Here is a 17528-nt window from a genome sequence, read left to right on the forward strand (position 1 = left end):
CTCCCAAGCCTTAGGTCAGGCTTACCTTAGTTCAAGTTGCAAGCTTTCGCCATATCGGCTTGCAAGCCGCCGCAACCAGCCGACAAGCAGGCCTCAACCACCCGAGCTCACTCTATGGGTGAGGCAAAAGGGGTGTTGAAGATGGCGTCGAGAAGCGCGGCCGTCCTGGCGAGTGGCACGACGAACGCGGTCAAGCTCATCGTGGCCGCCCTGGCGTTCACCAGCGCGTACATCGGCTTCTCCGCCTACAGCGCAGCCGACGGCGCGCCGGCCGCCGTGACGACCATCACCCTGTCGGCCCGCGAGGTGCCCGTCGCCGAGGAACTGGCCCCGGCCGCCCAGCCCGGCCAGGTCACCCTCGGCGGACTGGTCGGCGCCTGCTCGGGGCCGCTCGTCGCGCGCAGCGTGCTCGTCAGCCTCGAGCCCGGCCGGAGCGTGCACTACGGCTGGAAGCTCGCCCGCTGGAGCCCCTCCACCAAGTCGTGGCGCACGTACCTGGTCGACTACGACGGCTTCGTGGGCTCCGCGCAGACCGTCGAGTGGCGGCCCGAGCTCTCCGGCGACCCCGGCTGGTATCGCGTCGAGCTGTCGGCCAAGGGCGTCAAGACCGTCACGAGCGACCGTTTCCAGGTGAGCTGCTGACCGACCGCCGCGCCGCCTCCACCCAGCGCGGCACGCCGACCCGCTCGGCCACCTCCAGGGCCTTCTCGTAGTGGGCGCGGGCCGCGTCCGGCTGGCCCAGGCGCACGGCGAGGTCGCCCAGCGTCAGCGCCACCGGCCACAGCGCCACCACGCCGGTGCCCGCGCCCGCCACCCGGTCGGCGAACGGTTTGAGCTTGTCGTAGCAGTCGACCATCCGCTCCCGGTCGTCGAGCAGCATGCCGGCCAGCGCCCGCCAGGTCATCGCCAGCTCGTAGAGGAAGTCGGGCCGCACCGGCGGGCGGGTGGCGGCCACGGCCTTGGCGTCCTGGAGGTGCCCGGACGAGGCCAGGGCCAGCGCGTACGCGTCGAGCGTCCACTTGGCGCCCCGCCGGTGGGCGTCGGCGAGCAGGTCGACCATCTCGGCCGCACGGCCGTCCACCAGATGCAGGCAGAACGTCGTGATCAGCGGGAGGTCCTGGCGGCCCTCCAGCATGCCCGCCCGCGCCGTCATCCTGGTCGCGTCGCGATAGGCCCGCTCCGCGCCCGTGTAGTCGCCGGCGATCATCAGCCGCTGGCCCGCGTACCAGACCACGACCGCGGCCGGCGCCGACAGGTCGTACTGCCTGGCCAGGGCGTCGGCGGCGGACGCGTGCTGGTCGGCGACCGCGAACTCGCCCCTGGCCGCCGCGCACTCCAGCAGCACCAGGTGGGCCAGCGCCTGCGTGGCCATCTGCCCCGAGCGCTGCGCGACCTCCAGCAGCTCCCTGCCGATGCTCTCCCGGGTGTCCACGGCGGGGATGTCGTACGACTGCCGCAGCCGCCCGCTCAGCGCCGCCGCGATCAGCGTCGGGTCGCCGCTCTGCCGGGCCAGCTCCAGCGCCTCCAGCGACGCCTGACGCCCGCGCTCGGGGGAGGAGGAGCCCTCCAGCTCCAGCGCCAGCGTGGTCAGCAGGCTGGCCCGCAGCCGCTGCTCACCCTCGGGCAGCTCCATGAGCGCCTTCTCGGTGATGTCGACGATCTCCCACGCGGTGCGGGTGAAGTCGCGCGCGATGCCCTTGTGCGGCACGGCCAGCGACGCCGCCACCTTGGCGGTGATCTCCAGGTCGCCCAGCGGCAGCGCGGCGTCCATGGCCTGGCGGCGCAGCAGCCGGGCCGCCGTCATGTCGCCGCACAGCGCCAGCGCCCTGATCTGGCGCAGCATGAGCCGCAGGCGCTCCTTGCTGCGCTCGGGCGTCTGCGCGCCGCTCTGCTCGTCGCGCGAGCGGTCGAACGCCGCGATCGCCTGCTCCCACAGGGTGGCCGCCTCGCGGTGGGCGAAGCGCCGCTCCGCCTGCTCGGCCGCCAGCCCCGCGTAGTGGACCGCCTTCCCGGCCGCGTCGGCCAGGAAGTAGTGGTGGGCAAGCGCCGCCACGTCGGACGGCGTGTGCTGCTCGATGACCGCCGCCACGGCCGCGTGCAGCCGCGTGCGGCGCAGCCTGGAGGCGTCGGAGTAGATCGTGTCGCGCACCAGGTCATGGTCGAACCTGAGCAGCCCCGGACCCGGCTCGGTCACCAGCCCGGCCAGCAGCGCCGCCTCCACGGCCTCGATCACCGCGTCCTCGTCGCCCGACACGGCGATCAGCACGTCGAGATCGACGTCGCGCCCGATCACGGCGGCCTGGAGCAGGATCTGCTGGGCGCCCGACGGCAGCCGCGAGATGCGCCGCCGCAGCACGTCGCGCACGCCGGAGGGCACCTGCGAGAGCACCTCGGTGGCGCTGGCCCGGTCGGCCGCGCCCTCGGAGTCGAGCAGGCGCACGGTCTCGCGGACGAAGAACGGGTTGCCGCCCGTGCGCTCGACGATCGACTCGACCGCGTCCTCGTCGATGTCGCGTACGCACGTCGCCTTGACCAGCTCGGCCACGGCCTTCGGGTCGAGCCCCGACAGGCCCACGCGGACCGGGCCCAGCCTGGCCAGCGCGGCCAGCACGTCGGACTGGCGGTCGTCGAGCTCGCTCTCCCTGCACGTCACCACGAGCAGCACCCGGCTGGTCGCCAGCAGGCTCGGCAGCGCGCGCAGCAGGGCGAGCGTCTGGTCGTCGGCCCAGTGGAGGTCCTCCAGGGTCAGCAGCACCGGCGCGCGGCGCGCGACCCCGGCCAGGTAGCCGCCGACCGCGCGGTGCAGCCGGAAGCCGCCGGACGCCTCGTCCTCGTCGGGGTCGGGGGCGGCGTCGTCGAGCAGCGGCGCGAGCAGCTGCGCGTATTCGCCCGCGCCGGTCGCGACGGTGAGCGTGCGCAGGATCTCCACCCACGCCCAGCCCGGCGGGGTGGCGCTGGAGTCGGGGCACGCGCCGGACGCGGTGATCCAGCCGTCGGTGGCGAGCCTGCTCTCCAGCTGGCGCAGCAGCGTGGTCTTGCCCGCGCCCGCGACCCCGGCCACGATCGCGACCTGGAACCGGCCTGTGCGCGAGGCCGCCGTGGTCAGCCTGGCAAGCTCGGCGTCGCGGCCGACGAACGGCTCGGGCTCCAGCGGCGGCGGCTCGACGGCCGCGGCCGGCCTGGGCGGCCAGGTGTCGGTGACCGGCGCGGCGGGCCGCGCGGGGCGCGCGGTGACGGCCAGATCCAGCTCCGGGGACTGCGCCAGGATGTCGGACTCCAGCTTGCGCAGCGCGGGCCCCGGGTCGATGCCCAGCTCGTCGGCCAGGATGTTCCTGGCCCGGCGCAGCGCGGCCAGCGCGTCGCCCTGCCGGCCGCAGCGGTAGAGGCCCAGCGCCAGCAGCCGCCAGCCCTCCTCGCGCAGCGGGTTCTCGGTGGTGAGCGCCTCCAGGTCGGGAACGGTCTCGGCGTGCAGGCCGAGCCGCAGCCCGGTGTCGGCGTGCCGCTCGCGGGTCACGAGGCGCAGCTCCGCCAGCCGGTTGACCTCGGCCTCCGCCCACGACTGGTCGGCGAAGTCGGAATAGGGAGTGCCGCGCCACAGGCCCAGCGCCTTTTCCAGGCGGCCTCGGGCGGACTGCGGATCGCCCTCTTCGAGGTGCTCGCCCGCCGCGCGGACGAGCTGCTCGAACTTGAGCGCGTCGACCTGGTCGGAGGCCACCCGCAACGCGTAGCCGGACGCGACCGTCACCAGCAGCCGGTTGGGCCCCCCGCGCGGGCGGCCGGGCTCCAGCACCCGGCGCAGGCGCGAGATGTAGACCTGCAGGCCCGACTGCGCGCCCTTGGCCCCGTCGTCATCCCACAGATCGTAAAGAAGCGTGTCAACGGGCACGACCTGACCTCTGGCCACGAGAAGCCGGGCGAGGACGGCCCGCTGCCGCAACCCGCCGAGGTCGAGTTCGTCGTCGTGTTCGTACGCCTCGACTGGCCCCAGAACTCGGAACGCCACCATGTCAGCCGCCACGCTATGCGGGCCTAGGAATCACGCACAAGGTCTTTGATGGGTTTGGGATTGTCACTACTGGGCCTTCGAGATCGCGGACGGGGGCTCCGCCCCGGCGTTCCGGCCGTTGCGCCTGCGCAGGAGCGCCCATGCGCCCAGAGCCAGGCCGCCGAACGGGATCTCGATAGTGTAAGTCCAGAAGCCGAAAAGCAGTGCGGTCGCGGTGGCCGGAGCGACTCCGACACCGAACCCTTCGGTGAGGAGGAGCACCACGCCGCCCTCCATGATCCCGGCCCCGCTGGGCGTGATCAGGACGGCGGTGAGCACGCGGGAGAGGGCGAAGACGGCGATCGACTGGGCGAACCCCGGCCAGGCGCCCGTCACCTGGAGGCACAGCGCCATGATGGACCACTGGAACCCCAGGAAGAACACCATCGCCAGCGACAGCCCGGGCCATCTCGACCTGACGACGCCGGCGGTGTCGGCACGCAGCTTGTGGAACGCGTCCGAGGCGTGGATCTTCAGCCGCAGCAGCCGGGTGACGCCGTCGAGCGCGCGGCCGAGCGCGACGGCGGCGCGGTCCCAGTAAAGAGCGACCGCCACGATCACGCAGAGCACGAGGATCGAGATCGCGCCCGTCCACCCGGCCTTGGCGACGGTGGGGTTGGGCGCCTCGCCGGCCGCCAGCAGCGCGATGATCCCGACCGCCGGCAGGATGAACCTGAACATCGTGTTCCAGATGCCGCTGACCAGCGTCATGACCACGATCGACCGGCTGGAGAAGCCCCAGCCCCTGGTCATCGCGAACGACACCGCCACGCCGACCGCCCCGCCGAACGGCAGCAGGTTGCTGACCGCGCTCCCGGCCGCGTTGAGCGTGAGGCCCTGGAGGTTGTTGAGGCCGGGCAGGGAGTTGGTCAGCACGAACGTGTACGCCAGCAGGCTCAGCAGCCACAGCACGGTCATCAGCGCGATCTCGCCGGCGCCGAGCGTGCCGAAGACCTTGCCGATCTCGTGCCAGGAGACGGGCTTGCCGGTGAGCGTGCGCACGATCTGCGGAAGGTAGACCACGAGCAGCACGGCCAGCCCGAGCGACAGCACGGACAGCGCGATCTGGAGCCACTTGTTCTTCATCGGGGTCCAGTCTGACGGGTCGCCGGACGAGGATCCTCCTTCGGAGGAATCATTTCGGCCACTGGTCGAAGGGATGAGTGAGCCGGGTGCCCGGCGGCAGGTCGCGGCGGACGTACCACTCGGTGCCGAAGACGAGGCGGTAGATCGGGCGCGGGACCTTCAGCATGACGGCGAGCGTGCGGTCGCTGTCGCCGCCGCTGGCCTGGGAGGCGTGCGCGGCCATGGACGCCCGTTTCTGGCGGGTGTATTTCCTGACGTTGACCCGGTGGGTGATCGTCTCGCTCGACGAGTACGCGCTCTCGAACGTCCGTACGTCGAACTCCGGCGGGAACTTGTAGAACCGCCCCGCCAGCCGCAGCAGCCTGACCAGCGGATCGCGGTTGACCGTCGCCTCCAGGACGATCTCGGTCCCGGCGATCTTGGCCGCCCGCTTGCCCACCCGGTGCACCTGCACGTGGTCGGGGTGCCCGTAGCCGCCCGCCGGATCGTAGATCGCCAGCAGGTCGGCCTCCTCCTCCTGCAGGATCGCGGCCAGCGCCTTGGCCGCAGCCTCGGTGTCGGCGTCGATGAAGGCGTTGTCGGGCCGCTCCTCGGCGATGCCGCCCTTGGGGCTCAGCCCCGAGTCGCCGTAGCCGAGGCACTCCACGCGGGCGCAGCCGAGCAGCGCGGCCGACTCGTAGAGCTCCTTGAGCCTGGTCTCGCCGAGCGCCTCGCCGGGCTCCATCTCGGCCAGGCCGCGCTCGCCCGCGGTGGCCACCACGAGCACCACGCGGTGTCCCTCGGCCGCGAGCATCGCCATGGTGCCCGCCGTCAGCAGGGCCTCGTCGTCAGGGTGAGCGTGAAAGAACACTGCGGTACGTGGAGGCACACGCCCAGATTAGTCTGGGAGGGGTGCGGATCTTTCACGTGAGCGACTGTTACCTGCCGCGACTCGGAGGGATCGAGGTCCAGGTGGCCGATCTCGTGCGGATGCAGCGGGAGGCGGGACACGACGTCTCCGTGGCCACGGCGACGAGGGGCGAGCCGCTGCCCGGGGTCCACCGGATCGTCGCCAGAATGCCGTTCGACCTGCCCGTTCACCCGTTCGGAGTGGGGCATCTCACGCGCCGGCTCACGTCCCTGCGCCCCGACGTGGTGCACGTGCACACGGGGGCGGTCTCGCCGTTCGCCTGGATGGGCGTGCGGGCCGCCGCGCGGGCCGGGCTGCCGTGCGTGGTGACCGTGCACAGCATGTGGGACCCGGTCACGCGGGCGCTCTACCGGCTGCTGCGGCTGGCGTTCGGCTGGCAGCGGTGGCGGCTGGTGGCGACCACGGTCAGCAACGCCGCCGCGGTCCCGATCCGCGCCGTGGCCGGGCCCGAGGTGCCGGTCCGGGTGGTCTCCAACGGCCTCGACCTGTCGGGCTGGGCGCCGCCTCCCGGCACGCCCGACCGGCGGGAAGAGGTGCACGAGGTGCACATCGTCGCGGTGGGCCGGCTGGCGCCGCGCAAGCAGCCCGTACGCCTGCTGAGGCTGCTCCAGACGGCCAGGCGGCGGGTGCCCGCCGGGATCCCCATGCGGGCCACCATCGTCGGCGACGGGCCGGCTCGCGGCCAGATGGAACGTTTTCTCGCCCGGCACGGCATGGCCGGCTGGGTCTCCCTGCCGGGCCGCTACACGCGGGAGCAGATCGCGAAGGTGCTGGAGGCCGCGGACGTGTTCGTGGCGCCCGCGCCGCGCGAGTCGTTCGGCATCGCGGCGCTGGAGGCGCGGGCGGCGGGGCTGCCCGTGGTGGCCAGGGCGCAGAGCGGGGTCGCCGACTTCGTCGCGGACGGCACGGAGGGGCTGCTCGGCCACACGCTCGGCGACCTGGCCCGCGCGGTGGCCCGGCTCTGCACGGACGCGGCGCTGCGCGAGTCGATCGCCGCGCACAACCGGGCGACCCCTCCGGCGGCGGGCTCGTGGCCGTCGGTCCTCGACGGGTTCGACCGGGCCTACGCGGAGGCGCTTCAGCCGCGCCGGAGCACCACGTAACCGTCGCGCTCGAACACCTTCGCGTACCCCTGGCCCTGCAGCGCGTCGACCGCGGCGCGCTGCTCGTCCGCAGAGCCGAAGGGGAACTCCCAGCGGGAGGTGTCGGCCACCACCCACGGCGCGCCATGCGACTGGGCCGTCCACAGCAGGACGGTGGTCCTGGAGGTCAGGGCGGGGCCGACGGAGTTGACCGCCTCGACGGTGACCCCGGAGGGCACCTTGCTCACGGCCTCGGCGGCGGCGGCCGCCTTGGGCTCCTGGTAGAAGGGCGGATGGTAGAGCTGGTCCAGCGCGAATCTGGGCACCAGGGTGATCGCGACCACGCAGGCGGCCGTCGCCCAGGCGAGCTTGAGCGAGGTGTCGTCGGAGCGCTTCATCCAGCGCAGCAGCCTGGCCAGCCCGTCCACGCCCGCACAGAAGAGGATGACCACGGTGAACGCGCTGTACTGGAAGTCGGCCTGCCACCACTGGGAGCGGTCGGACAACATGCGCTCCAGCACGTGCGGCAGCGCCACCAGCGACAGCGGCGAGAGCAGGCACAGCAGCAGCGTCGGCCACACCAGCAGGAACAGCGTGTCGACCTTGGCCTCCTCGCTGAACGGCAGCAGCACGGCCGCGATCGGGTCGCGCAGCAGCGCCAGGATCGCGCTCGGCACGTCGGGGCCGAGATGGTTGTAGGCCCAGAAGTCCTTGGAGTCGCCGCCGAAGGCTGTGATCGCCAGCCCGCGTACGAGCAGGACGGCCCCCATCCCGAGCGCCATGCACAGCAGCCCCCGCAGCCGGTCGCCCAGGACGAGCAGGCACAGCCCCGCCCCGATCACCATCAGCCCCATGTCCTCCTTGACCAGCAGGAGGTCGAGCATCGCGATGAGGGCGGGCAGCCGGTGGCCGGCGTGGTAGCGCTCGATCATGATCGCGGTGAGCACGGGGACGAACATGACCTCGTGCGCGTCGAACGCCACGGCCTGCGCGACGGGCCACGACAGCGCGTACGCCACGGAGACCAGGTAGGCGGGCGCCACGCCGAGCACGCGCCGGGTGAACAGCCAGATGAACGGGATCGCGGCGGCGAACAGCAGCGCCTGCGCGACGATCAGCGTCTCGGGCCCGTCGTGGATCCAGTAGAGGGGCGCGAGCATCGCGTAGACGGGCGAGAAATGGTCGGCGAGCTGCACGTAGTCCATGCCCCGCCCGTGGAACATGCCCAGCACGGGGATGTGCGGCGGCCGAAGCGCCGCGTAGTTGCGCACCGCCTGGTCCACGATCACCAGGTCGAACGACGTGGCCCGGAACGTGGCCAGCTTGACCAGGCCGAGCACGGCGTAGGCCACCGCGGCGACGAGCGCGATGGCGCCCACGCGTACGCGGTGGCCGGACAGCCGGATCTTCCAGAGGAAGGCGGCGGCGGACGCCCCCTGTCGCGCCGCCAGAGTGTCACCCGTCACGGGCAGCAAGGGTAGAACGAATCCACCCGAACGTGGCGCGGCCGCCGCGCCGTCCTGCCCCCCACAGGCGGAACGGCGACCGCGGGCTCAGCGTCAGCTGCAGGCAGAGGTGATCTTGGTCGAGAAGCCCTGCATCTTGCCCGTGAACGAGGACACTTCGGCCAGGTCGCCCTTCTCCAGGGTCTCGAAACCGGCGGCGAGGTCGTTCAGCGCGGCGGCGACTTCGCCGTCGTACTTGCCCGCGAGCTCCTTGGTCTTGCCCGCCGCGTCCTTCGAGGCCGTGCCGATGGCCTTCGTGTCGGTGGCGTCCTTGGTGATCGCGGTGGTCCACTCATTCATGATCTTGGTGGCCTCCTGGGCGGCGGTGTTGCAGTCAACCGCCTGGCCCAGCGCACCACAGCCGGTGCTCGTGAGGACAGCAAGGGTCAGCGTCGCGGCCGCGACGGCCAGGCGACGACGAGGGGGAGTCATTTCTTGCCCTTCGGTGGTTTCTACGAACGAAGGGAACATTATGGATCAGCCCTTGACTGTCGCTTGCACCCCACTAACACCACGGGTATCAAGTGGGCGTAAAGCCTCAGCGGGCGAGCCAGCGTTTGCGCGGGTAGCGGACGGTCAGGCTGCCGTACTTCGTGCTACCGCTGATCACCACGTGCACGGCGCCGGGGCGGGGCCTGCCGGGCACGTCGGAGGTGTGGACCTGGCCCCAGTCGCTGCGGAAGGCGTCCACGTTCGCGACGCCGCCGTCCGGGAGGATGATCTTGGCGGAGCCGTACGCGAGGTCGAGCTCGATGTCCACCACCGGGTGGGTGATGACGGCCTCGGAGAGGTCCAGCTCGACGCCGCCGTACTTGGAGGCCACCCGCAGCCGCCGGGGGACGGCCCAGTCGCCGGCGCGCTTGATCTGGCCGTTCTTGGACTCCAGGTCGACCACGTCGTCGACCTGCGGCTGGTCGGTGGGGAGATCCTCGATCAGGCCCAGCAGTTCGCCGTAGGTCCTCGCGGTGAGGGCGATCTCAAGGCGGTCTTCGAGCTCCAGCTGGGTGAGCCGGCCTTCGGCGAAGGCGTGCTGGAGCTGTTGCGCGGTGCGCTCTCGGTCCTCGTCGGACACTCGCATCTGCAATTGCGACATATCTTGAGCATAGAGTCGCAGCGCTCAGAACGGGAGTTGTCGGCCGGAAGGGGTGCGGAGATCAAGGGGGAGCGGCCCCCGGACGAGGCGGGGGCGGCGAACGACCCGGATTCGCTTCACGCCAATTACCTACCCACCGGATTGCTGTGAAGTCATCTTCCTTGGGTAGCGTGAATGCTGATGTTGGCGGAACCGTTCACGCACCCGGCGCTCCTCTATCGGGGCGACCGGGAATATGTGGCTGCCACCAGCGCATTCGTCCGCGCGGGGCTGGCCCTGGACGAGCCTGTCGCGATCGCGGTGCCGGCCCGCAATCTGGCCCTGATCGAGGCCGAGCTCGGCGACGACGCCAAGGCCGTGCACCTGCTCGACATGCAGGAGGCCGGGCGCAATCCGGGGCGGATCATCCCCGCCGTGCTGCGCGACTTCGCCGACCGGCATACCGGCGGGCACGTGCGGATCATCGGAGAGCCGATCTGGCCGGGGCGCACCAGGACGGAATACGGGGCCGCCGCGCAGCACGAGGCGCTGATCAACCTGTCGTTCGCGGGGCGGCAAGTCACGATCCTGTGCCCGTACGACGCCGACCGGCTCGCTCCCGAGGTCCTCCAGGAGGCGGAGCGCACCCACCCCGTGCTGTGCGACCTCTCGGGGGAGTGGGCCAGCGCCGAATACGCGCCCGAGCTGGTGGTGTCCGCGCACAACCGGCCGCTCGACGAGCCCGCCGACTTCGTCTCGCTGCGCTTCGACCGCACCAGCCTGTCGGCGGCCCGCGGCCTGGCCGCGCGGCGGGCGGCGGAGATGGGATTCTCCGGCGACCGGCTCGACGACATCCAGCTGACGGTGGCCGAGCTGGGCGCCAACAGCCTCGACCACGGCGGCGGCTCGGGCACGATCCGGGCCTGGGCCGAGGACGGGCGGCTGGTGTGCGAGGTCAGCGACGCCGGGCACATCACCGACCCGCTGGTGGGCCGCCGCCCGGTCGACCCGCGCCACGCGGGGTCTCGCGGCCTGCTGATCGTCAACCTCCTGAGCGACCTCGTACGCGTGCACACCCGCCCGGGGGCGACCGCCATCCGCGTCTACTTCGACGCGCCCGGCCCCGTCGCCTGAGCCCGGCCGGCCACTACCCCTCGATCTCCGACATATCCGGATAGCGGGTGCCGGCGACGGCGTCCGCCGGGACGGCGCGGGCCAGGGCGGCGAGCTGGTCGGCGGTCAGCGTGATGTCGGCCGCCGCCGCGTTCTCCTCCAGGTACGTCAGCCGCTTCGTCCCCGGGATCGGCACGACGTCGTCCCCCTGGGCCAGCACCCAGGCCAGCGCGAGCTGCGCGGCGGTGATCCCGGCGGCGTCGGCGATCTTCCGTACCTCCGCGACCAGCCCGGCGTTGCGCTCGGCGTTCTCGCCCGCGAGGCGCGGCATCCACCGGCGGACGTCGTCCTCGGACAGCTCCTCCACGGGCGGCAGCGCGCCGGACAGGAAGCCGCGGCTGATCGGCGAGTACGCCACCAGCGCCACGCCCAGTTCCCTGGCCGTGGGCAGGATCTCCGCCTCCAGCCCCCGGGTGAACAGCGAGTACTCGCTCTGCAGGGCCGCGATCGGGTGGACGGCCGAGGCCCTGCGCAGGGTGCCCGCGCTCACCTCCGACAGCCCGAGATGGCCTACCTTGCCCTGCTCGACCAGCTCGGCCATCGCGCCGACCGACTCCTCGACGGGGACGTTCCTGTTGCGGCGGTGCATGTAGTACAGGTCGATGTGGTCCACGCCGAGGCGCCGGAGCGAGGCGTCGCAGGCGGCCCTGATGTACTCCGGGCTGTTCTCGACGGAGCGGGTGCCGCCGCCGCGCTTGACGCCGAACTTGGTGGCCAGCACCACCTCGTCCCGCCGGTCCCTGACGGCCCGGCCGACGAGCTCCTCGTTGGCCCCGAGCCCATACGTGTCGGCCGTGTCCAGAAAATTCATGCCCAGGTCGAGTGCGCGGTGGATGACGGCGATCGACTCCTTCTCATCGCCCGGCCCGTAGAAGTCGGACATGCCCATGCAGCCGAGGCCCAGCGCCGAGACCTGAGGCCCGCCGTTCCCGAGAGTGCGCTTCTTCATGTTTCCAGGTTCACCCCTGGAGTGCGTTCCAGGTCAAACCGGGTCAGGCGCCCGGGACCCACCCTGAGGGGGGAGTCCCTACTCAGGGTCACGTCTGCGCAGGTGGCCGGGTGTTCTCAGGGTCGTTTCCGACCGAGGTATTAAGGGATCGTTCAGGTCACTTCAGGGTCGATCTCCGATATTCCGCGAGGCCGCTTTCCACGAGCTTTGAGGCATGAAGGCATTGCTTGTCAGCGGATTCGCGGCCATCGGCACCGGAAGCGGCGCCATGCTCACCCTCCACGCGGAATCCGACCTCGACCCGTTGCACAGCGTCATCAGCGAGTACGCCTTCCAGGCGTCCGGCTGGTTGCTGCCCGCCTCGCTGACGTTGTTCGCGGTGGGCTCCGCGTTGATCGCCGAGGCGATGCGCCGCGCCGGGATGAGCCGCTGGGTCGTCGCGCTGCTGCTGGCGTGGGGGGCGAGCATGTTCCTGATCGGCGCCTTTCCCACCGACCGGCCGGGAGTGCCGCTGTCGTTGTCGGGTGGCATCCACCGCTACGCCGCCTTCGCCGCGTTCCTGGTGATGCCCGCGGCGGGGATGCTGCTGGCCAAGGCCAGGATCCGGTACGCCAGGGCGGTGCGGATCCTCAGCGGGGTGGCGCTCGGAGCCCTGCTGCTGGTCGTGGTCCCGTACGTGGTGCGGATGTTCGGCATCCCGTTGACCAACGACGAGATCCCGGCCGGGCTGACCCAGCGGGCCGTGGTCGTCACCGAAATCGGCGTGCTGGCGCTGGCCGGGCTGTCGATGCTCAAGCCGCTGGCTCAGCGCTCCCAGGGCGGCTCCTCGCCCAGCTTGGCGTAGTAGCGCGCCAGGTGCTCCTTGACGGGTTCGATGTCCTTCTTCGGCAGATCGACCCCGCCCCTGGCGCCCTCTATGACCGCGGCCGCGGCGAACACGGCCCGCGGCACCGCCTTCAGCTCCCCGTTCACGACGTCGGCGATCGGCAGCTTGTACGCCCCGAACTCGTCGGCGTTGTCGGCGTCGTACCAGATGAAGGCCTCGCGGTATTTCGCGTTCGGCTTGTCCTCGGCGTCCGCCCACTTGCGCACCCGCTTGTCCGCCGCGGCGGCGTCCCACTCGCGGTCGCGCTCGGCGAGGGGCAGGTCGTGGAATCGCGTAACGGTCATATGAGGCGGCTACCCCTGACGTAGGCGTGAAACGGCTTGCCCGGGATAGAGGTACGGGCCCGATCACGATGTGGGAGTGCTGAGATGACGATTTTGATTGCGTATGACGGTTCCGACGACGCCAAGGCCGCGATCGCCTTCGCGGGCGAGCTCCTGAAGGGGGAGTCCGCCGTCGTGCTGACGGTGTGGGAGCGGGCGGCGATGGCCTCGGCCAGGGCCTCCGCCGGGCTCATGATGGCGATCGACCAGTTGGGCACGGAGGACGCGGCGATCGAGGTGGCGATGCGGGAGCTCGCCGAGCACGGCGCGGACCTCGCCCGCAAGGCCGGCCTGGACGCGACCCCTCGGTGCGATGCGGACTCGGTGGCGGTGTGGTCGACGATCGTGGACGTGGCCGACGAGATCGACGCCAGGCTCGTCGTGACGGGGACGCGGGGCTTCGGCGGGGTGCGTTCGCTGCTGCTCGGCAGCACGTCCGACCGGGTGCTGCACAACGCGGGCCGGCCGGTGCTGGTCGTGCCCGCCCCCGCCACCGACGACGCCACCGACGACGCCACTGACGACGCGGAGACCTGACAGCGGGCGTTCACCCCGCCGTCGGCCGGGTTGTCGGTGCGATGCGGCAGAGTGGGAGCCTCCTGAGGCGGGAGAGGGGGCGGGCACGTGCCGGAGGAGCTGTCGCGGCGGCTCGGCACCACCGACGCGGTCGTGGTGGGGCTGAGCGCGATGATCGGCGCGGGCGTGTTCGCGGCCTTCGCGCCCGCGGCGGCCGCGGCGGGCGCCTGGCTGCCGGTGGCCCTCGTGCTGGCCGGCGTCGTGGCGTACTGCAACGCCACCTCCTCGGCCCGCCTGGCCGCGCTCTACCCCGAGTCCGGCGGCACCTACGTCTACGGCAGGCGGCGGCTCGGCCCGCTCTGGGGCTACCTGGCGGGCTGGGGCTTCACGGTCGGCAAGACGGCCTCGTGCGCGGCGATGGCGCTCACGTTCGGCGCCTACGTCGCCCCCGCGCTGGCCAGGCCGCTGGCCGTCGGCGCGGTCGCCGCGCTGACGGCGGTCAGCCTGTACGGCGTGCAGCGCTCGGCCGGGGTGGCCCGGGTGATCGTCGTGTTCGTGCTGGCCGTGCTCGCCGCGGTGGTGGTCACGGGGCTGCTCGGCGACGACACGGTCACGTTCGGCTGGTTCGCCTACGAGCCCCTGCCCGGGTCACAGGTCGACGTCTGGGGTGTGTTGCAGGCGGCCGGGCTGCTGTTCTTCGCGTTCGCCGGTTATGCCCGGATCGCCACCCTCGGCGAGGAGGTGCGCGACCCGGCCCGCACCATCCCGCGGGCGGTCGGCATCGCGCTGGGCATCACGTTCGTCGTCTACGCGCTGGTCGCGGTGGCCGCGCTGCGCGCGCTCGGGCCGGAGCTGCTGGCCAGGTCCCCGGCGCCGCTGGCCGACGTCGTCAGGGCGGCCGGGGCCCCGTGGCTGGTGCCGGTGGTGGGCGCCGGGGCCGCGGTGGCGGCGCTGGGCGCGCTGATGGCGCTGCTGCTGGGCGTCTCGCGCACGGTCCTGGCCATGGCGCGCGAGCGCGACCTGCCCGGCGCGCTGGCCGTGGTGGATCCGGCGCGGCAGGTGCCGCGCCGGGCCGAGCTGGCCGTCGGGGCCGCGGTGATCGTGCTGCTGCTGGTCGCCGACCTGCGGGGGACGATCGGGTTCTCGTCGTTCGGCGTGCTGGTCTACTACGGCATCGCCAACGCGTGCGCGCTCACGCTCGACCGCGCGGAAGGCGCGCCGCCCCGGCCGGTCGCCGGGCTGGGGCTGGGCCTGTGCGTGCTGCTGGCCGCCACGCTCCCGCCGGCGTCGGTGCTGGCGGGCCTGGCGGTCTTCGCGGTCGGCCTGGCCGTCTGGCTGGTCCGCCACCGCGCCGGGCGTTAACGGGTGGCCGGGGCGGGTGGACGTCGTTAGCATGGGCGGCATGACGATCTCGCCGAAGATGATGGCCCCTTAGGGGGTTTCGTCGGCGACGTCTTGTCGAGGCCCTGCGAGCGGGGCCTCTCGTCGTGTTCGGGGCCCCTTGGAGGCACCTGATGTATCTCACGACGACCATCCCGTACGTCAACGCCCGCCCCCACCTCGGGCACGCCCTGGAGCTCGTGCAGGCCGACGTGCTGGCCAGGCACCACCGGCGGCGCGGCGAGCCGGTGCGGTTCCAGACCGGGACCGACGACAACTCGCTGAAGAACGTGCTGGCAGCCGAGGCGGCGGGCGTGCCGGTGCGGGAGCTGGTGGACCGGAACGCGGCCGCGTTCGAAGGGCTGCGGGAGCCGCTGGACCTGTCGTTCGACTCGTTCATCCGGACGAGCGTCCACCCCGGGCACCGGGCCGGGGTCGAGCGGATCTGGGAGGCGACCGGGCACGACCTCTACCAGCGGCACTACGAGGGGCTCTACTGCGTGGGCTGCGAGCAGTTCTACCCGGAAGGCCCCTGTCCCGACGGGCACGAGGCGCCGCTGCAGCGCGTCTCCGAGCACAACTGGTTCTTCCGGCTCTCCCGTTACCAGGACGCCCTGAGCGAGCTCATCCGCGTCGGGCGGCTCAGGATCGAGCCGGTCGCGCGGCGGAACGAGGTGCTGGCGTTCATCGAGGCCGGGCTGGACGACATCAGCGTCTCGCGCTCCGCCGCCCGCGCCCGAGGGTGGGGCATCCCCGTGCCCGGCGACCCGGACCAGGTGGTGTACGTGTGGTGGGACGCGCTGGCCAACTACGTCACCGCGCTCGAGGGCGACGACTACGACCGCTGGTGGGTCTCCGAGCGGCGCAAGGTGCACCTGATGGGCAAGGGCGTGATCCGGTTCCACGCCGTGTACTGGCCGGCGATGCTTCTCTCCGCGGGCGAGCCGCTGCCCACGGAGATCTTCGTGCACGACTACCTCACGGTGGGCGGCCGCAAGATCAGCAAGTCGTCGGGCGGCGCGGCCGATCCGGTGGCGCTCGTGGACGCGTACGGGGTCGATGCCGTGCGGTGGTGGCTGCTGCGCGAGGTGCCGCGCGTGGGCGACGCCGACTTCACCGAGGAACGGCTGGTCGCCCGGGCGGACGAGGACCTGGCCAACGGCCTGGGGAACCTGGTCAACCGGGTCGTCACCATGGTCCACCGCTTCCTGGACGGCCACGTGCCCCCGGCAGGGGAGGAACTGGCCGCGGTGCCGGTGGACGAGGCGCTGGAGGCATTCGATTTCCGGCGGGCGGCGACGGCCGTCTGGGCGCTCGTCGAGGAGGCCAACAGGTACGTCGAGCGGACTCAACCGTGGCGGCAGCCCCGGGCCGGGCAGGAGGCCGCGCTGGGGACGCTGGTGCACGCCTGCCGGACGCTGGCCGTACAGCTGGAGCCCTTCCTGCCGACGGCGGCGGCTCGGGTGGCGGCTGCGGTCGCCGGCGAGCGGCTGCCCCGGCCCGAGCCGCTGTTCCGCCGCCTCGCCACGGCCGGAGTGGCTGGTTGACGGAGTCCCGGAGGGAGCCTACGGTGGCGCACACCGACCAGCCGGTATGGAGGCGCCCATGGCCACCGTCCCCACCATTCGCGGCCCCGTAGACGTCGAGGAGCTCGGGCAGACGCTCATGCACGAGCACGTGTTCGTCCTCGCCACCGAGCACCTCGACAACTACGGCAGAGGTGCCTGGTGGGACGAGGAGGCCCGGGTGGCGGACGCGGTCGCCAAGCTGAACGCGGTGGCCGCGAAGGGCGTGCGGACGATCGTCGACCCGACGGTGTGGGGCCTCGGCCGCTACATCCCGCGCATCCAGCGCGTCGCCGAGCAGGTGCCCGGCCTGAACATCGTGGTCGCCACCGGCATCTACTCCTTCGAGGAGCTGCCCCACCAGTACGAGCACCGCGGCCCCGGCCTGTTCATCGACATGCCGGACCCGATGATCGACGACTTCGTCCGCGACCTCACCGAGGGCATCGCCGACACCGGCGTGAAGGCGGCGTTCCTGAAGTGCGTGGTCGAGCAGAAGGGCCTGACGCCCGGCGTCGAGCGCATCTGCCGGGCCGTCGCGCAGGCGCACCTGCGCACCGGCGCGCCGATCACCATCCACACGAACTCCTTCACGCAGAGCGGGCTGATCGCGCTCGACCTGTTCGCCAAGGAGGGCGTCGACCTGGCGAAGGTGGTCGTCGGGCACGCGGGCGACAGCAACGACCTCGACTACCTCATGCGCCTGGCCGACACGGGCGCGACGCTGGGGATGGACCGGTTCGGGCTGGATCCGTACAACCCGACCGCGCAGCGGGTGGCCACGGTCGCGCAGCTGTGCGGGCGCGGATATGCCGATCGCATGGTCCTCAGCCACGACACGGCGTGCTTCATGGACTACTTCGGCGGCGCCTGGGACGAGGCCCGCTCAACGCTCGCGCCGAACTGGCGCTACGATCACATCCACGACGACGTCTTGGCCGCACTGCTGGACTCGGGTGTGACCGACGACCAGATTGAGCAGATGCTGGTGTTCAACCCGAAGCGCTACTTCTCGTAAAGTAGGTGGATCGGGCAA

Annotated in this window: 16 protein-coding genes; 8 read left to right on the plus strand and 8 right to left on the minus strand. The window is 72.0% G+C overall.

The features are described from left to right. Positions 1-141 precede the first annotated feature (141 nt). The gene (locus tag AB0J87_RS54685) at positions 142-642 is read left to right on the plus strand and encodes a hypothetical protein (protein WP_363981901.1); all 501 of its coding nucleotides are present in this window, start codon (positions 142-144) and stop codon (positions 640-642) included. On the opposite strand, the gene AB0J87_RS54690 is transcribed toward AB0J87_RS54685, so the two are convergent. The 3 genes from AB0J87_RS54690 to AB0J87_RS54700 form a co-directional block, all read right to left on the minus strand. Continuing rightward, positions 611-4006 carry a BTAD domain-containing putative transcriptional regulator gene (locus tag AB0J87_RS54690; protein ID WP_350728114.1) on the minus strand — a complete coding sequence of 1132 codons (3396 nt, stop codon included), beginning with the start codon at positions 4004-4006 and terminating at the stop codon, positions 611-613. The two genes, AB0J87_RS54685 and AB0J87_RS54690, sit on opposite strands and share 32 nt — an antisense overlap. 66 nt (positions 4007-4072) lie before the next feature. Continuing rightward, entirely contained in the window at positions 4073-5131 is a 1059-nt protein-coding gene (locus AB0J87_RS54695) for a lysylphosphatidylglycerol synthase domain-containing protein (protein ID WP_363981904.1), read from the minus strand. 49 nt (positions 5132-5180) lie between these two features. Continuing rightward, on the minus strand, positions 5181-5981 hold the full coding sequence (locus AB0J87_RS54700) for a PIG-L family deacetylase (RefSeq protein WP_350728112.1): 801 nt from the start codon (positions 5979-5981) through the stop codon (positions 5181-5183). A 56-nt stretch (positions 5982-6037) separates the two neighbouring features. Between AB0J87_RS54700 and AB0J87_RS54705 the strand changes: the two genes are divergently transcribed. Continuing rightward, positions 6038-7144, plus strand: a complete 1107-nt coding sequence (locus AB0J87_RS54705; RefSeq protein WP_363981911.1) for a glycosyltransferase — start codon at positions 6038-6040, stop codon at positions 7142-7144. Here the strand turns inward: AB0J87_RS54705 and AB0J87_RS54710 are convergent. The 3 genes from AB0J87_RS54710 to AB0J87_RS54720 form a co-directional block, all read right to left on the minus strand. Next, on the minus strand, positions 7120-8589 hold the full coding sequence (locus AB0J87_RS54710) for a DUF2079 domain-containing protein (protein ID WP_363981914.1): 1470 nt from the start codon (positions 8587-8589) through the stop codon (positions 7120-7122). The genes AB0J87_RS54705 and AB0J87_RS54710 overlap by 25 nt on opposite strands. A 93-nt stretch (positions 8590-8682) precedes the next feature. Then, positions 8683-9099, minus strand: a complete 417-nt coding sequence (locus AB0J87_RS54715; protein ID WP_363981917.1) for a hypothetical protein — start codon at positions 9097-9099, stop codon at positions 8683-8685. 67 nt (positions 9100-9166) lie between these two features. Continuing rightward, the gene (locus tag AB0J87_RS54720; RefSeq protein ID WP_363981920.1) at positions 9167-9721 is read right to left on the minus strand and encodes a DUF1707 domain-containing protein; all 555 of its coding nucleotides are present in this window, start codon (positions 9719-9721) and stop codon (positions 9167-9169) included. 180 nt (positions 9722-9901) lie between these two features. Between AB0J87_RS54720 and AB0J87_RS54725 the strand changes: the two genes are divergently transcribed. Next, positions 9902-10834 (plus strand): anti-sigma factor RsbA family regulatory protein, encoded by a 933-nt coding sequence (locus tag AB0J87_RS54725; protein WP_363981923.1) that lies wholly within the window; start codon positions 9902-9904, stop codon positions 10832-10834. 13 nt (positions 10835-10847) lie between these two features. On the opposite strand, the gene AB0J87_RS54730 is transcribed toward AB0J87_RS54725, so the two are convergent. Continuing rightward, positions 10848-11822, minus strand: a complete 975-nt coding sequence (locus AB0J87_RS54730) for an aldo/keto reductase (RefSeq protein WP_363981926.1) — start codon at positions 11820-11822, stop codon at positions 10848-10850. Between the two features lie 214 nt (positions 11823-12036). Between AB0J87_RS54730 and AB0J87_RS54735 the strand changes: the two genes are divergently transcribed. After that, on the plus strand, positions 12037-12666 hold the full coding sequence (locus tag AB0J87_RS54735; RefSeq protein ID WP_355199451.1) for a DUF998 domain-containing protein: 630 nt from the start codon (positions 12037-12039) through the stop codon (positions 12664-12666). Here the strand turns inward: AB0J87_RS54735 and AB0J87_RS54740 are convergent. Next, the gene (locus AB0J87_RS54740) at positions 12627-12992 is read right to left on the minus strand and encodes a hypothetical protein (RefSeq protein WP_363981929.1); all 366 of its coding nucleotides are present in this window, start codon (positions 12990-12992) and stop codon (positions 12627-12629) included. The two genes, AB0J87_RS54735 and AB0J87_RS54740, sit on opposite strands and share 40 nt — an antisense overlap. Before the next feature lie 84 nt (positions 12993-13076). On the opposite strand from AB0J87_RS54740, the gene AB0J87_RS54745 reads away from it, so the two are divergent. From AB0J87_RS54745 to AB0J87_RS54760, 4 genes are all read left to right on the plus strand, one after another. After that, positions 13077-13568, plus strand: a complete 492-nt coding sequence (locus AB0J87_RS54745) for a universal stress protein (protein ID WP_363981932.1) — start codon at positions 13077-13079, stop codon at positions 13566-13568. 87 nt (positions 13569-13655) lie between these two features. Continuing rightward, positions 13656-14909 (plus strand): APC family permease, encoded by a 1254-nt coding sequence (locus AB0J87_RS54750; RefSeq protein WP_363981935.1) that lies wholly within the window; start codon positions 13656-13658, stop codon positions 14907-14909. Positions 14910-15061: 152 nt separating this feature from the next. Continuing rightward, positions 15062-16474 (plus strand): methionine--tRNA ligase, encoded by a 1413-nt coding sequence (locus tag AB0J87_RS54755; RefSeq protein WP_363981938.1) that lies wholly within the window; start codon positions 15062-15064, stop codon positions 16472-16474. Between the two features lie 58 nt (positions 16475-16532). Beyond that, entirely contained in the window at positions 16533-17510 is a 978-nt protein-coding gene (locus AB0J87_RS54760; protein ID WP_363981941.1) for a phosphotriesterase-related protein, read from the plus strand. The last annotated feature ends 18 nt before the right edge of the window (positions 17511-17528 follow it).

Source organism: Nonomuraea sp. NPDC049625, from assembly GCF_040675285.1.
In the GTDB taxonomy this organism is placed as follows: Bacteria; Actinomycetota; Actinomycetes; order Streptosporangiales; family Streptosporangiaceae; genus Nonomuraea; species Nonomuraea angiospora_A.

Excerpts from the sequence above, each read along its gene's own strand:
- AB0J87_RS54685 (WP_363981901.1), top strand. The coding sequence starts at position 142 with ATGGCGTCGAGAAGCGCGGCCGTCCTGGCGAGTGGCACGACGAACGCG.
- AB0J87_RS54690 (WP_350728114.1), bottom strand. The coding sequence starts at position 4,006 with ATGGTGGCGTTCCGAGTTCTGGGGCCAGTCGAGGCGTACGAACACGAC.
- AB0J87_RS54695 (WP_363981904.1), bottom strand. The coding sequence starts at position 5,131 with ATGAAGAACAAGTGGCTCCAGATCGCGCTGTCCGTGCTGTCGCTCGGG.
- AB0J87_RS54715 (WP_363981917.1), bottom strand. The coding sequence starts at position 9,099 with ATGTTCCCTTCGTTCGTAGAAACCACCGAAGGGCAAGAAATGACTCCC.
- AB0J87_RS54720 (WP_363981920.1), bottom strand. The coding sequence starts at position 9,721 with ATGTCGCAATTGCAGATGCGAGTGTCCGACGAGGACCGAGAGCGCACC.
- AB0J87_RS54725 (WP_363981923.1), top strand. The coding sequence starts at position 9,902 with ATGTTGGCGGAACCGTTCACGCACCCGGCGCTCCTCTATCGGGGCGAC.
- AB0J87_RS54730 (WP_363981926.1), bottom strand. The coding sequence starts at position 11,822 with ATGAAGAAGCGCACTCTCGGGAACGGCGGGCCTCAGGTCTCGGCGCTG.
- AB0J87_RS54735 (WP_355199451.1), top strand. The coding sequence starts at position 12,037 with ATGAAGGCATTGCTTGTCAGCGGATTCGCGGCCATCGGCACCGGAAGC.
- AB0J87_RS54740 (WP_363981929.1), bottom strand. The coding sequence starts at position 12,992 with ATGACCGTTACGCGATTCCACGACCTGCCCCTCGCCGAGCGCGACCGC.
- AB0J87_RS54745 (WP_363981932.1), top strand. The coding sequence starts at position 13,077 with ATGACGATTTTGATTGCGTATGACGGTTCCGACGACGCCAAGGCCGCG.
- AB0J87_RS54755 (WP_363981938.1), top strand. The coding sequence starts at position 15,062 with ATGTATCTCACGACGACCATCCCGTACGTCAACGCCCGCCCCCACCTC.
- AB0J87_RS54760 (WP_363981941.1), top strand. The coding sequence starts at position 16,533 with ATGGCCACCGTCCCCACCATTCGCGGCCCCGTAGACGTCGAGGAGCTC.